At 36.2% G+C, this 15,239-nt stretch carries 10 protein-coding genes and 1 riboswitch; of the genes, 3 read left to right on the top strand and 7 right to left on the bottom strand.

Going from position 1 to position 15,239, the window contains the following annotated elements; all coding sequences use genetic code 11:
- The first annotated feature begins 83 nt into the window (after nucleotides 1-83).
- Nucleotides 84-204, top strand: a riboswitch (glycine riboswitch).
- 107 nt (nucleotides 205-311) lie between these two features.
- Entirely contained in the window at nucleotides 312-1,679 is a 1,368-nt protein-coding gene (locus ABH961_RS06770) for an alanine/glycine:cation symporter family protein (protein ID WP_098076270.1), read from the top strand.
- A gap of 224 nt (nucleotides 1,680-1,903) precedes the next feature.
- Complete coding sequence (locus ABH961_RS06765; RefSeq protein WP_404519079.1) at nucleotides 1,904-3,097, top strand: S8 family peptidase; 1,194 nt, start codon at nucleotides 1,904-1,906, stop codon at nucleotides 3,095-3,097.
- Nucleotides 3,098-3,197: 100 nt separating this feature from the next.
- Here ABH961_RS06765 and ABH961_RS06760 read toward each other — a convergent pair whose 3' ends face one another.
- Nucleotides 3,198-3,722, bottom strand: a complete 525-nt coding sequence (locus tag ABH961_RS06760; RefSeq protein WP_048546686.1) for a DinB family protein — start codon at nucleotides 3,720-3,722, stop codon at nucleotides 3,198-3,200.
- A gap of 14 nt (nucleotides 3,723-3,736) precedes the next feature.
- A complete protein-coding gene (locus ABH961_RS06755; RefSeq protein WP_098049352.1) occupies nucleotides 3,737-4,504 on the bottom strand; it encodes a DUF3891 family protein in 768 nt (255 codons plus the stop codon).
- Nucleotides 4,505-4,708: 204 nt separating this feature from the next.
- Between ABH961_RS06755 and ABH961_RS06750 the strand changes: the two genes are divergently transcribed.
- Nucleotides 4,709-4,981 (top strand): HU family DNA-binding protein, encoded by a 273-nt coding sequence (locus ABH961_RS06750; protein ID WP_001043960.1) that lies wholly within the window; start codon nucleotides 4,709-4,711, stop codon nucleotides 4,979-4,981.
- A gap of 39 nt (nucleotides 4,982-5,020) precedes the next feature.
- Here the strand turns inward: ABH961_RS06750 and ABH961_RS06745 are convergent, their stop codons facing one another.
- From ABH961_RS06745 to ABH961_RS06725, 5 genes are read right to left on the bottom strand one after another with little or no spacing between them, the layout of a single operon-like run.
- Complete coding sequence (locus tag ABH961_RS06745) at nucleotides 5,021-5,563, bottom strand: hypothetical protein (RefSeq protein ID WP_048546684.1); 543 nt, start codon at nucleotides 5,561-5,563, stop codon at nucleotides 5,021-5,023.
- Between the two features lie 35 nt (nucleotides 5,564-5,598).
- Nucleotides 5,599-6,348: a 4'-phosphopantetheinyl transferase Sfp gene (sfp, locus tag ABH961_RS06740; protein WP_048546683.1), complete on the bottom strand. Its 750-nt coding sequence runs from the start codon at nucleotides 6,346-6,348 to the stop codon at nucleotides 5,599-5,601.
- 58 nt (nucleotides 6,349-6,406) lie between these two features.
- Nucleotides 6,407-7,849 (bottom strand): MDR family MFS transporter, encoded by a 1,443-nt coding sequence (locus tag ABH961_RS06735; protein ID WP_098076276.1) that lies wholly within the window; start codon nucleotides 7,847-7,849, stop codon nucleotides 6,407-6,409.
- Nucleotides 7,849-8,073, bottom strand: a complete 225-nt coding sequence (locus ABH961_RS06730; RefSeq protein ID WP_048546681.1) for an MbtH family protein — start codon at nucleotides 8,071-8,073, stop codon at nucleotides 7,849-7,851. Before ABH961_RS06730 ends, ABH961_RS06735 begins: the two co-directional genes overlap by 1 nt.
- Nucleotides 8,070-15,227, bottom strand: coding sequence for an amino acid adenylation domain-containing protein (locus tag ABH961_RS06725; protein WP_404519076.1), 7,158 nt, complete (start codon nucleotides 15,225-15,227; stop codon nucleotides 8,070-8,072). The genes ABH961_RS06730 and ABH961_RS06725 overlap by 4 nt, the downstream gene beginning before the upstream one ends.
- Nucleotides 15,228-15,239: the final 12 nt, after the last annotated feature.

Genomic DNA, 15,239 nt, shown 5'->3' with positions numbered 1-15,239 from the left:
GTCTATTGATCTACCGACGGGGCAAAAGGTTGCTGAATCAACTTTGAAACTCTCAGGTCTTGTTTACAAGTAGAACTGCATGGGGACGAATCTCTGGAGAGACTCCCTCTCGCTTTTATATAGCGCGGAGGAAAAAGAGCACCGAAGGAGCAAATCCGCTACTATAGCGGATAATCTCTCAGGTAAAAGGACAGAGACAAGCGAAAGAAAATGCCGATTTGTATCGGTTTATTTTTCTATCCCTTGTTTCTCCAGAGACCATTTCATTTACTTGAAGTGGTTTTTATTTTTTCATAAAAAGGAGAATACAGATGGAGACAGTAAGTACAGTATTAGAACAAATCAATCACTATGTGTGGGGATTACCAACGTTGTTGTTACTCGTTGGTACTGGTATCATTCTCACAGTGCGTTTAAAAGGATTACAGTTTAGTAAACTATTATACGCTCACAAACTAGCTTTTAAAAAATCAGAAGATACATCTTCCTCTGGAGATATTAGCCACTTCCAAGCACTTATGACAGCTATGGCGGCAACGATAGGTATGGGGAATATAGCCGGTGTTGCAACTGCTGTAACGATTGGTGGACCCGGTGCAATCTTTTGGATGTGGATTACTGCTTTGTTCGGTATGGCAACAAAGTATGCCGAAGCAATTCTTGCGGTGAAATACCGTGTTAGTAATGAAAATGGTGAATATTCAGGTGGACCAATGTACTATTTAGAACGTGGTTTAGGTAAGAAATGGCTTGCTGTTTTATTCGCTATATTCGGCACAACTGCTTCTTTCGGTATCGGTAATATGGTGCAATCTAACTCAGTTGCAGAGGCAATGCGAATTAATTTCTCTTTTCCTCCTGCTTTAACTGGTATATTCATGTCATTTTTAATCGCCATTGTTATTTTAGGCGGTGTGAAAAAAATCGGGAAAGTGACAGGATATATCGTTCCTATTAAAGCTTTCTTTTATATCATTGCTGGGCTTATTATTATTTTCTATCACTACGATCAAATTCCAGAAGCATTCTCACTTATTTTTTCTGGCGCATTCAATGGTACTGCAGCTGCTGGTGGTTTTATTGGCGCAACAATTGCATCTGCAATTCAAATCGGAATGGCGCGCGGTGTATTTGCGAACGAAGCTGGTTTAGGGAGTGCCCCTATTGCCGCAGCTGCCGCAAAAACTGATTCACCTGCAAAGCAAGCTTTAGTTTCTATGACTGGTACTTTTCTAGATACGTTTATTGTATGTACAATTACAGGGCTAGTATTAATTACTACAGGTGCATGGAAATCAGGTAAAACTGGCGTTGAAGCGACGACACTTGCGTTCCAATCTGTATTTGGCACTGCTGGTAGTATGATTCTTGGTATCGCAATTATATTATTTGCCTACTCTACTATTTTAGGATGGTCGTATTACGGCGAGAAGTGCGTGGCTTATTTATTTGGAGAAGGTGCTGTTAAATATTATAAAGCAATCTTTATCGTCATGATTGCTATTGGGGCTAATTTAAAACTAGGTATCGTATGGACATTTGCTGATATTGCAAATGGACTTATGGCGATTCCAAACTTAATTGGCCTTATTGGGTTAAGTGGTATTGTTGTTGCTGAAACGAATTGCTTTTTACAAGAAGAGAAATTGAAAGAAAGTCATAAAAAACAGGCAAGTTAATCTAAAAAAAGGAATGACTCATACATAATGAGCATTCCTTTTTTCGTTTTCTAACTCAGTAAATATCATTAAAAATATATTTATATCAATCTTTCCCTTTTTTATTCCACTAAAAATTTTTCACATAAATGACATAAATCGTATGGTCTAACTATATAGTTGAAAAGGAATGCGACATTAAAGTGTCGACGAAAACTCATCCGAGAAAAGGGAGGAAAAATCTTTTGAAAAACAAAATCATTGTTTTCCTATCTGTTTTATCATTCATTATCGGTGGTTTCTTTTTTAACACAAATACTTCAAGTGCTGAAACATCATCTACTGATTACGTCCCTAACCAATTAATCGTTAAATTCAAACAAAATGCCTCTTTAAGTAATGTTCAATCTTTTCACAAATCTGTCGGTGCTAACGTTTTATCTAAAGATGATACGTTAGGTTTTGAAGTCGTTCAATTTTCAAAAGGTACTGTCAAAGAAAAAATAAAAAGTTATAAAAATAATCCAGATGTGGAATATGCAGAACCGAATTATTACGTTCACGCCTTTTGGACTCCGAACGACCCATTTTTAAAAAATCAATATGGATTGCAAAAAATTCAAGCTCCACAAGCTTGGGATAGTCAACGAAGTGATCCTGGTGTAAAAGTAGCTATTATTGATACAGGAGTTCAAGGTTCACACCCTGATTTAGCTTCGAAAGTAATTTACGGACATGATTATGTTGATAACGACAATACATCTGATGATGGTAATGGTCATGGTACGCATTGCGCTGGAATTACTGGAGCACTTACGAATAATAGTGTTGGAATTGCTGGTGTTGCCCCACAAACTTCAATTTATGCTGTCCGCGTATTAGATAATCAAGGGAGTGGTACTCTTGATGCTGTAGCGCAAGGGATTAGAGAAGCTGCTGATTCAGGTGCAAAAGTAATTAGTTTAAGCTTAGGCGCCCCAAATGGTGGGACTGCTTTACAACAAGCCGTTCAATATGCATGGAATAAAGGCTCTGTTATTGTTGCAGCTGCTGGAAATGCTGGAAATACAAAAGCTAATTACCCTGCTTATTACAACGAGGTGATTGCAGTTGCTTCTACAGATCAATCAGATAGAAAATCTTCATTTTCTACTTATGGTAGCTGGGTAGATGTTGCAGCACCAGGTTCAAATATATATTCCACATATAAAGGAAGCACGTATCAATCATTAAGTGGTACATCTATGGCAACACCTCATGTTGCAGGAGTCGCTGCTCTTTTAGCAAATCAAGGATATAGCAATACACAAATCCGCCAAATTATTGAGTCAACGTCTGATAAAATTAGTGGTACAGGTACGTATTGGAAAAACGGTAGAGTCAATGCATATAAAGCTATACAATACGCTAAGCAATTACAAGAAAATAAAGCCTCTTAAGAAATAATGTAAAACTTTAATCAGTCGATCTGCCATTAGTGCGGGATAAAACAGAAGGAGAGACTTTTACAATTAAAGGCTCTCCTTCTTACAAACTATATTACTCCCCCTCCTTCTGCACCATATGTAAATACAGTACAAAATCCATCATTGTCGACGGATGACCAAGTTGACGGATCATCGCTGTTATATTTCCTCTATGATATGTCCCATGATTTACAACATGTTGTACTAACTCTAAAATTGAAGTTTCTAATTTCCCTGCATATGGATTCTCGATAACAAATACAGCATTCACGTCTTGTATTGTAATTAAGAAGTCTTTATATTGATTTGTCATGTTTTCAAACATTTTTTCTAATTCATGTAACGATTTAGTTTCGATTTGTTTTCGTAAATTTTCTCGGTCTTGTATTGCTTCATTCATACTTTTACCATGCAATATGTGTAACCACACTTGATCTGTAATATAAATATGCGTAAAAGTATCCTTAATTGATGGAAATACACTCTGTATCTGTTCATTAAAAATAGTCTCATAGCTTGGTAATTCTTTTAGTCGATTGAATAACCGTATATTAGCCCAAGCATGGTAATCCACCTGTTTTAACATGTACTCTTTCAATCTAAATCGCCTCCTTATTGTACGAAACGAATGTTTTGTTTCTCCATTTCCGATTCTCTATCAGCTTTTGCAATTCCTTTTTCTTCAATTTCACGTTTATTTATAGTTTTATAATTTACATACGTATGAAATTCCGTTTGAAATGGAAACGGTGTAATCCGAATTGTTTCCTCGTCCACCCATTCAGCTTGAATAGGTTTCTCCTCCTTACTATTAAACATTTCTGTTCCCTCAAAACCACCTTTAAATAAATCAATTTCATCTGTCTTGTCTACACCAGGTTTATTCATACATACATATAATGAAAGTTCATCACAAAACTTTAATAATTTATAATGTTTATCGAACATCGCAAACTGTTCTTTTGTTAACGTTTTCAAAATTCTTTTTTGTCGTTCCAATTCATGTTTATAAAAAGACATCATTTCTTCGTCTTCGTCATTTAATGAAAATGATAAAAAATGTTTACTACAAAGTAATGCTCCGTATGGATTCGAATCTTCAATTTCATTCAAACCAATCGTATAAAAAACAAAACGCAATGAACTTGGACAATCCATAAATGTATATGGAATATTTTTAGCATCATTCAAAATTGGTACTTTATCAAGTTCTATCCATCCTCTATCATGCTCATATATTGCATCAATTGTCTCTTTTAAGTATGTTTCATCTTCAAAAAGATCTTCTTTTATATGCTTTGCAATCTCTCCAGCTAAAAAACCATGATCATGTTGACGAATTAATATACTTTCATTCTCATTTTTTTCACGAAAAATCATTCATATACTCCCCCTCATCCTCATATTACAGCATTTTCTATACATCAATTCTTAATTAATCCCTAATTATTAGCAGGGATTCAGTCTCTTACAACGAAATTAACATAACTATATAGTATTCTTTCTAACCATATAAATAGCTTTCTCTATACTATCCATTATACTAAAACATTCATTCTAAAAAACTTTTTATGAGGTGAAAACATGAACAAAACAGAATTAGTTAAAAACGTGGCACAATCCGCTGATATTTCTCAAAAGGAAGCTTCTGCAGCGGTACAATCCGTATTTGACACAATTGCTACTGCATTACAATCTGGCGATAAAGTTCAATTAATCGGCTTTGGAACTTTTGAAGTGCGCGAAAGATCTGCTCGTACAGGACGTAATCCACAAACTGGCGAAGAAATTCAAATCGCTGCTGGTAAAGTTCCAGCATTTAAAGCTGGTAAAGAGTTAAAAGAAGCTGTGAAATAAATAAGAAACCAGCCATTTTATAGGCTGGTTTCTTATTTTCTATTTAAGCAGATTTTTTATATTCTCTGCATGATATACTTCACAAATATAAAATATGCATTTGCAATTACTTACAATTTGATATTTTCTAGTTGGATACACATTCGCCGTAACAGAGCATCCATCAAACAATTCAATAATATTCCCAGATGGCTGATATCCTTCGTATAATACGTTTCTTCTTACTTCCATCTTTTCTATAAGTTTTTCAACTGGAATATTTCCACTCTCTAATTCACTCTTAATTGTATTTGGTAAAAACGAAGTGTCCGCAAAAATTAGATTCTCAGATAACACTTTTCCTTTATAACTAACATTGGATACACGGTAAAGAAATGTTCCGTTTTTATCAAAGAAATTCTTTGCTTCTTTCGGAATGTACTGTCTATCAAGTACCTCTTGTTCGAGAATTTCAAACTGAACTGTATCATTCAAAAGCTTTTCTAAAGCATGAATAGATGATGTATCTCCAGAAAATAAAATATTTTTAATTGCTTGTACATTATAAGTGAATTCATTTGTTCTATTTTCCGCTACTAACATGAGGAACACCTCTTCTATAAGATTTTTTATTTAACTTATTTATAATTTAAAAGCGCTACTGCGTCTAACTGTGTAATTTCAGTTACTTCTTTACTAAATATTGCAATTGAAGCCATATAATCTGCACTTGGCCTTATATTCTCCATCATTGTATTTTCTACTAACTCTTGCCTATCCTTAAAAACTAACAAATTTGGAGGATCATTTGGAGCTGATACAGTAATACCTACTGGTGAAATCATTAGTCCTTCACCTGTCGCTTTTAATACCGCTTCTTTTCGAGTCCAATATGTTAAAAAACCTTCTATTTTCTGTTCATTAGGTAACTTCATAACTTGTGCTATTTCAATGTCTGTTAATACGCCCTCTGCCATTTTCATAACATCTACATTTGGATTCATTTGTTCAATATCAACGCCTACAGGTGCAGACTTTGTAAATGCAACAACAACCCACTCACCCGAATGTGAAACCGATAACTGCGGCATACCCTCTGGTAATTGTGGTCTACCATGTTGTAACTTACATACTGGGCACAGCCTATCAATTGGCACTTGAACTGGTGACATAGAAAGTATTTTACCTAGAACTAATCTACTAATTACACAACCTATTATAAAACGAGCACGATCTGCCGAATGATGATATGAATTTGCTTTCTCTCGTTCAACATCATTTAGTAAATTGTAATGCCATGATTGTAAATCCGAAATTCTTCCCCACCATATTTGACAATCATTCTCATTCAAAATCGGTATAGAATCTACAACTTTACTTTCTATCATGTAAACTCTCTCCTTCTAAATACCAATATCAATTTATTTCAAAAGACCATTATCAAACTTATTCATTTACAATTTCTTTCTCTTTTTGTAATACAGGTAACGGTTTTTTCTTCTTTTTTGACATTACCTCTTTATCAGAAATACGTAAAGAAAATAGTAATGCTACGAGTAAAAATATTGCTGATCCAATTAATGCCGCTTGATATGGCAAGAAATCTGAATGAGCATTATGTTGTGCACCGTAATTTCCAAAACCAGCTAGTATACTAGCTAAAACAGCAACTCCTATCGCTGAACCTAATCGATTTTGCACATTAAATATAGTAGTTGCTCTCCCCATAGAAGGTGGCGTGATATTATTAAATGCAGAAAATTGAACTGCTCCAACTGACTGGCCTAAGAAAATACCTATACCAAACAATAATGCCCGTATTTGCCAAGGGTTCGTATCGTGATTTACAAAACTTAATAAAACAAAGATAATCGCCGTACAAATTAACCCGATAGAAATTACCTTACGAGCACCTAATTTCTTATATGACCATGGCACAATCTGTGACGATATCATTAATCCAATTGCCTCTGGGAATGTAGTAAGACCTGATTCCAGTGCGGATGCTCCTATTACATTTTGATACATAAGCGGAAAAACAAATAACATTCCTATTAAACCAGCTGAAGAAAACAATGAAATAAGACTCATTTTTCTAAAGACTGGTTCTTTTAATAAGCGTAAATCTAACATTGGTTGCTTTACTTTAAGTTCTACGATTATAAACAATGTAATGAATACAACCCCAGCTATCCCAGTACTCATAATTTCTGGAGAAATCCACCCTTTTGATGGTCCCTGGCTGAGTGCATATATGAGCATCGCAAATCCTGGTGCTGATAAAATAAAGCCGAGAGAATCAAAGCGACCAGCTGATTTTTCAACATGCTCTGCTAAAAATAGAAGTCCAAATAGCAATGCAACGATTCCAAACGGTAGATTAATATAAAATGCCCAACGCCAAGACATTTGATCTACAAAGAAACCACCGATGATAGGACCAATTGCTGGTGCTACAGCAATTGGAAGTACAATGAACCGGGAAATCTTCGGTCTTTCCTCTGGTGAAAATGTTCGAAATAACATCGCCATTCCGACCGGTGTTAAAAGCCCTCCACCAGCACCTTGAATGATACGGAAAATATTCAATAAAGTAATATCGTTAGCCATTCCGCATAAAGCAGAGGCAATTGTAAATACGAAAAGAGCAATTAAAAATACTCTTTTCGTACCAAATCGATCTCCTAACCAACCAGAAATCGGAAGGAAAACAGCTAAACTAACTAAATACCCAACATTAACCGTCCCCATTGCAGATGGAGGTACTTGTAGTTCTCTACTTATCGTTTGCAGTGCTACATTTACAATCGTTGCGTCCATCGCAGCCATAAACATCGCTGTTATATATACGATGCTTACAACTACTTTTGGATTTATTTTTGCTTTCATTATCGTTTTCCTACTAATATTTTTTCACCAGCTTGATTACTTTTTGGATTCAAATCTGTCCAGTTATTTTCAACATATTGTAAGCAATCGTGCCTGCTAGCTTCTTCATGTACGACATTCCACCCAATAGGTACATCAAGAAAGACAGGCCAGAGAGAATACTGGCCCTCCTCATTTATTAATACTTTATATGTGTAATTATCGTTTTCAAATGGATTCGTCATACTCTACTTACCCCTTTCTTATTCTGCAAATATTTTGCTAATACTTGTCCAATTTCCGTAAGTGGACCTGGCTGACATAAATCTTTATGTCTACAGTCAATATCATGCTGCACAATTTGCCCATCTAAATAATTTAGCCACGTATTTGGAGAAATAGGATCAAACCAGTCTGGTATAACAGTAGATCTAAAGAATAAGATATCTCCGTTATAAACTTTCGGTACATATTTCCCTAACAACCCTACTGAATTTACATATGTTTCTTTCAAGTTCAATATAGTCTCTTCTTCAAGACTTGCTAATGCACTTCCATCTTTACGAAGGATTTCAACTGCACTTTCCATTGTAAGTGGTTTACCATCCATGTTATCTGGGTCATATCCGCCTAAAGCAAGTAATGCGATTAACGCTTCCTCTTCAGTAGGCGCTTCCGTATTCGGTAAGAAGTGTCCAGGATAAGAATCAAGCATAACGAGTAACTCTACTTCTTCCCCTTCATTTTGTAGTTGCGCCGCCATTGCATGCACAACATTTCCTCCAAGCGACCAACCTAATAAACGATATGGTCCATGAGGCTGTACTTCACGAACGTGTTTCAAGTAATCCGCCGCCATCTCCTCTAAACTTTTTGGAAGTTCTTCATTTTTAGCAATACCACGTGCTTGGACACCGTAGATTGGATAATCTGTTCCTAAAGATTTCATAAGTCCTGCATAGCACCAACTTAACCCACCTGCTGGATGTACACAAAATAGTGGTAATTGATCCCCGCTTGCTCGTAATGGAAGCAACACATCAAGTGCACTTTGACCATTCCCCATCTCAAGTCTTTCAGCTAACCCTGCAACAGTCGGTGCTGCAAATAAAGTACCAATGTTTAGTTCCACTCCAAGCGCCTCTTTCATGCGGCTCATAAGCTGCACTGCAAGGAGTGAATGGCCACCAAGATCAAAGAATCCGTCATCAATTCCAATTTGAGGTACACTTAGCACTTCTGTAAACAAGTCACATAACATTTCTTCTTGCGGTGTTCTTGGACCACGACTAGAAGATGATGCGATAAATTCTGGAGCTGGCAATGCCTTTCTATCTAATTTACCGTTTGGAGTTAAAGGTAACTCATTTACTACTACAAAAGCGTATGGAACCATATAATCTGGTAAACTATCACTAGCAAACTGACGTATTTCATTCGTATCAATCGCTTCATTATTTGATGAAACGATATAAGAAACTAACCGTTTATCCCCTGGTTGATCTTCCCTTACAATAACGGCTACTTGCTCAACTTTAGGGTGCTTCATTATGACCGCTTCTATTTCTCCTAATTCAATTCGGAATCCACGAATTTTTATTTGATGATCTGCACGTCCTATATAATCTAGCGTCCCATCTTTACGCCAGCGAGCTAAGTCTCCTGTACGATACATTCTTGTACCTGGCTTTCCAAATGGATCTGCGATAAAGCGTTCAGCCGTTAATCCTGCTCTTCCTAAATATCCACGCGCAAGCCCTGCACCTGCAACATACATTTCTCCAACTACTCCAGGTGGCACTGGTTGTAAATAGTTGTCTAACACATACACTTTAAGGTCAGGTATACTGCACCCAATTAAACTATTTGCTCGTAAAGAGACGATAGTTTCATCTAATTCAATATAACTAACATGTACTGTCGTCTCTGTAATACCGTACATATTAATAAGCTTTGGTGCGTTATGAGGATGTCGACTATACCAATCTTCTAAGCGACTTAGCTCAAGTGCTTCTCCTCCAAAAACAACATATCGTAAAGATAATTTTTGGCCAATCTCTTCATTTTCACGATCTGCTTGCATCAATTGATAGAACGCTGATGGAGTTTGGTTTAAAACCGTAACCTTTTCTTTAACAAGAAGCTGTAAAAATTCTTTCGGTGAGCGACTTACAGTATGTGGCACTACAACTAAACGCCCTCCATATAATAAAGGGCCCCAAATTTCCCAAACCGAGAAATCAAAAGCATATGAATGGAACATCGTCCAAACATCTTCTGCGTCAAATTGGAACCAATGATCAGTTGCTCCTAAAAGTCTTACTACGTTTTGATGAGGTATCATAACGCCTTTCGGTCTACCTGTTGAGCCTGACGTATAAATAACGTAAGCAATATGTGAAGGAGATAATGGCTTCATGCGCTCCATTTCATCAATATTATCTTCACTATACTTCTCAATTTCTTTTATTGTCTTCACATCATCAACTAAAATTTTCAGTTCCTCATCACATTCAATTTCCACATCTGAATTTGTTAACACACATGATGGTTTCGCATCGTGGAGCATAAATGAAATACGATCTGACGGATAATCCGGATCTAATGGAAGATAACCTGCTCCCGCTTTCAGAACAGCTAGTAAGCTTACAACCATATTTAAAGATCTCGGCATTGCTAAAGCAACGAGTTGATCAGGACCAACTCCTTTTGCAATTAGCAATCGAGCTATTTTATTCGCTTTTTTATTCAACTCTTCATAAGTTAACTTTTCATCTTCAAAGACGACAGCAATAGAATTCGGATTTATATAAACCTGCTTTTCAAATAATTGTGATAATGTCATTTCTGGTACAATTTGAAAACCACCATTCCACTTTTCTAGCACTGTATTTCTCTCTGCTACTGTTAAAATTTCTAATGTGCCAATTGATTGATCCGGATGTTTCGCTGCATCATCCAATAACAGAATAAATCGTTCTACTAATTGTTGAACCGTTTCACGTTTATACAAATCGGTACTAAACTCTAGTAACCCGTGTAAGCCATCTGGCGTACCATGAACTCCGTTACTCTCGCTAATTTCAAATGTTAGATCAAACTTCGCAGAGCCCACACTTTGGATTTCAAGGTCTGCTTTAATATCTGGAGCATCAAAGTTTGCTTCTGGCGTATTTTGGAATGCTAACATAACTTGAAACAGCGGATGACTATTTCGAGTACGTACTGGGTTTAACACTTCAACGAGTCGTTCAAATGGAACATCTTGATTTTCATAAGCTGCAAGATTTGACTGCTTCACTCTATTCAATAATTCTTTAAAACTTGGATCTCCTGATGTATTTGTGCGTAACACTAATGTATTTACAAATAAACCAACTATGTCAGAGAGTGCATCATCGTTTCTTCCAGCAATCGGACTACCGATGGGTATATCAGTACCTGCACCTAATCTTGTAAATAGCGCACTAAGTCCTGCTTGCAACACCATAAACAAACTAACTCCGTTTTTCCGTGCAAGCTCTACTAACCTACTATGCATACCCGCATCTATTTGAAAATGAATTGTTTCTCCGCGATAACTCGTTTCAATTGGACGCTGGTAATCTGTAGGTAACTCCAGCTGATCTGGTAAACCTTCTAGCTCTTTCTTCCAAAACTCTAATTGTGTTGAAATAAGACTCTCTTCTGTAGTTTCATCACCAAGCAACTGTTGTTGCCAAAGTGCATAATCTGCATATTGAACTGGAAGTGTCTCTAGCTGAACTCTGTTACCTTGACATCGTGCTTTATATGCCGCTGTAAAATCTCTCGTTAACGGTTGTAATGACCAGCCATCCCCTACAATATGGTGCAATAGAATTAGTAATACATGTTCGTTTTCATTCACTGTAAATAGTTGCAGACGAACTGCTGGTTCAACATCAAGGTTAAAACTATATCTTACCGCCTCTACAAGCACACTTTCTAATTCATCTTTACATGTTTTTGTTATTATCATTTCTAGATTTAAATTTTCCATATCTAAAATTTTCTGATAGGAACTACCTAATACGTTAGGGAAAATCGTTCTAAGCGTTTCATGTTTCTCAACTACATCATAAAAGGCACCTTGCAATGCTTCCTCGTTCAACTTTCCAGAAATACGAACGACTAATGGAATATTATAAGTAGGACTTGGACCTTCTAAACAATTTAAGAACCATAACCTGCGCTGTGCAAATGAAAGTGGAACTTCATTTGGTCTACTTACTTTCTTAATAGCTGGTCTTGCAGTTTTTGCTTGATCCAATTGTTTCGCAAGTTCAGCAACAGTTGGCGATTCAAATAGTTTTCCTATTCCTAATTCAACACTTAACGTTTCACGAATTCTTGCCATTAGACGAGATGCAAGAAGCGAATGGCCACCCATTTCAAAGAAATTATCATCAATGCTAATGCGAGAAACACCAAGTACTTCTGCAAATAAATCACATAATATTTCTTCTTTCGGATTTCTAGCAACTCTCTCCTTGTTCATTTCATTAAAATCAGGAGCAGGTAATTTCTTTCTATTAACCTTACCATTTGGCGTTAATGGTAATTCTTCTAGCACAACAAATGCCGATGGCACCATATAATTCGCTAAACTTTCTGAAACATAAGAACGAATTTCTGAAAGGTTAATCCCTTCACTCCCTTCGACAACGATATACGCAATGATTCGTTTATCATTTGGGCGATCTTCTCGTACCATTACTACCGCTTGTTGAATATATTCATGTCGTTGTAATACCATTTCAATTTCAGCTAATTCAATTCGGAAACCACGAATTTTAATTTGATGATCTGCGCGGCTCATGTACTCTAACACACCATCGTTACGCCATTTCACAAGATCACCTGTGCGGTACATGCGCTTCCCTGGTTTTCCATAAGGATCTGCAACAAACCGTTCAGCCGTTAACTCTGGTTTTCCTAAATAGCCGTTCGCAAGTCCTTCTCCTGCAATATATAGTTCGCCAATTACTCCAGGTGGTACTGTTTGTAATCCTGCATCTAATACATACACATCTGTACTCCAAATCGGTTTTCCAATAGGGGGTATACCAATTTCATTTTCGTCGATGTTCTTGAAAGTAGACCAAATAGTCGTTTCAGTAGGTCCATATAAGTTTGTAATAGAGCAACCTAATTCTTTTAATATATTTGCTAAATGGGCCGGAAGCGCTTCACCACCAACGAGCACATTTAGCCCTTGTAGCCTTTCTGGATATTCAGTTACTAACGCCTGCCAGAGTGTCGGTGTGGCTTGCATAATTGTGACTCTTTCCTCTTGTAACAATGCCGTTAACACAGAAGGTTCTTGGATTACCTCTTTTTGTGCGATTGTTATACTTGCACCACTAATAAGAGGTAAATAAATTTCTAGAGCTGAAATATCAAACGCAAATGTTGTAACTGCTAATAAATGATCGTTTTCATGTAACGAAAACATATCATCCATGGCCAATAAAAAGTTACTTAAAGCTTTCATAGGAACAATTACACCTTTTGGATTGCCGGTTGAGCCTGAAGTGTAAATTGTATAAGCTGGGTTTAAAAGTGAATCATCATTTCTTAATGGTATATTCATATAAGAATATGTGTTTAACGCTAGTTTCATTTTTTCACTATTTAATTCGATTTTTTTTATATCATTTTCTATAACTAAAGTTGATGCGACCGATGAATGCGTTATAATACAAGCTGGTTTTGCATCATTTACTATATAATGTATTCGCTCGGCTGGATATTCTGGATCTATCGGTAAATACGCTGCACCAGCCTTTAAAACTGCTAGCATACTAACTACCATCTCTATTGACCTTGGAAATACTAAAGCTACAAACTGATTTGGCCCTATTCCTTCTTCTACTAAATAGTGCGCTAGTTCATTCGCCCGTTCATTTAGCTCTTTATACGTAAGGTCTACTCCGTTACACGTAACCGCTATTTTATTTGGATTTTTTTGTACTTGTTTTTCAAATAATAAAGGTAGAGTGATTAGATCCTCAGCTTCCTTAGTTTCATTCCATTCGAATAAAACTTTATGATTTTCTTCTGGAAGAGTAATGTTTATATTTCCAATCGACACTTCTTTTTCATAGTCATTTATCACTAATTCTAATACATTCATAAATCTCTCTTTATGCAATGCTAGTTCCGAATCACTATATACTAACGGATTCCCATCAAAATGAATCATTAACTCATTTTCATCGAAACGTTTATAAACATTTATCGATAAATCATCGACAGGTCCTGCTGATAAATTATGTGTAATACCACGATTCCCAGCAAAATTAAGCCCATAATCAAAAGGCATCACATTCACTAACGGCCCGAATAACCTTTGATTTTCACCTAGTAACTTTAAGTCTCTTCTTAATTCCTCATGACGGTATTTATGATGAAGACGTACTTCTCGAATCTCTTTAGAAACTTGCTGTAATAATTCCGCAAGAGTTATATTTGGAGTTACTGTAATACGAAGTGGTACTAAATTCATTACCATGCTCGGTGTATAAATAGATGCAGAACCGAGACGCCCCATCATTGGTAAACCTAAAATAATATCATTTGCACCTGTTAATTTATGCATATAAATACTTGTTACAGCGACAATAAATTCCGGCCAATTTGTTAACGAAACATTGATATTTTCTAGTAAAGTTTTCGTGCTAGAACTGGATAAATAAGCTGTTTCTCGTAAAAATCCATTTGATGTTCTCGGCGCTCGTTCTGCTAAACTTATGACATCCGGTTCATCAGCAAACTTTTCTAACCAAAAAGTACGATCTTTCTGAAATTGTTTAGACTCACGATACTCCATATCTTCTTGTACAATTTTTGCAAGAGAACCAAATGGCTTTTCATTCTTTCTTGTTTCTTCTATAAGTAATGTATACTCTTTCGCTACCTTTTGGCTTAGAAGTGAAAATCCATAGCCATCCATCACAATGTGATGGATGCGCTGATACCAAAAGAAACGATTATTTTCAACTTGAATAAGTGCTTCAGTAAATAAAATATCTCTTTTCAAATCGACTGGCATAGATAAATCATTTTTCATCCATACTTTAGCAGCTTCTTCAGGATTTTCTTCTTTACGAACGTCAATAAAATGCATATGAAACTGTAATTCTTCAATAACTTGCCATGGACCAATTTCATCCTCTTCGAAGCGAACATGTAGTGCTTCTGCTTCTGTTACAACTTTACGTACTGCTAATTCGAAAATTTCTTGATTAATATTTCCGTTTATTTCAACATATTCCCCAGTATTATAAATCGGATTAAGCGGATCTAATTGCTGTGCAAACCACATACCAGTCTGCGCAGATGATAACGAATGACGAACCTTTTGACTATTAGGCATTCTTTACTACCC

Origin of the sequence: Bacillus sp. RC251 (genome assembly GCF_044908765.1) — a bacterium.
Classification (GTDB): Bacteria; Bacillota; Bacilli; order Bacillales; family Bacillaceae_G; genus Bacillus_A; species Bacillus_A wiedmannii.
Note: the sequence above shows the minus strand (reverse complement) of the source record. Positions and strands in the feature narration are given on the sequence as shown.

What these genes read in the sequence shown, in the direction of transcription:
- ABH961_RS06755 (WP_098049352.1), bottom strand. Translation starts at nt 4,504, where the DNA reads ATGATTTTTCGTGAAAAAAATGAGAATGAAAGTATATTAATTCGTCAA.
- ABH961_RS06735 (WP_098076276.1), bottom strand. Translation starts at nt 7,849, where the DNA reads ATGAAAGCAAAAATAAATCCAAAAGTAGTTGTAAGCATCGTATATATA.
- ABH961_RS06730 (WP_048546681.1), bottom strand. Translation starts at nt 8,073, where the DNA reads ATGACGAATCCATTTGAAAACGATAATTACACATATAAAGTATTAATA.
- ABH961_RS06745 (WP_048546684.1), bottom strand. Translation starts at nt 5,563, where the DNA reads ATGTTAGTAGCGGAAAATAGAACAAATGAATTCACTTATAATGTACAA.
- ABH961_RS06725 (WP_404519076.1), bottom strand. Translation starts at nt 15,227, where the DNA reads ATGCCTAATAGTCAAAAGGTTCGTCATTCGTTATCATCTGCGCAGACT.
- ABH961_RS06750 (WP_001043960.1), top strand. Translation starts at nt 4,709, where the DNA reads ATGAACAAAACAGAATTAGTTAAAAACGTGGCACAATCCGCTGATATT.
- sfp (WP_048546683.1), bottom strand. Translation starts at nt 6,348, where the DNA reads ATGATAGAAAGTAAAGTTGTAGATTCTATACCGATTTTGAATGAGAAT.
- ABH961_RS06770 (WP_098076270.1), top strand. Translation starts at nt 312, where the DNA reads ATGGAGACAGTAAGTACAGTATTAGAACAAATCAATCACTATGTGTGG.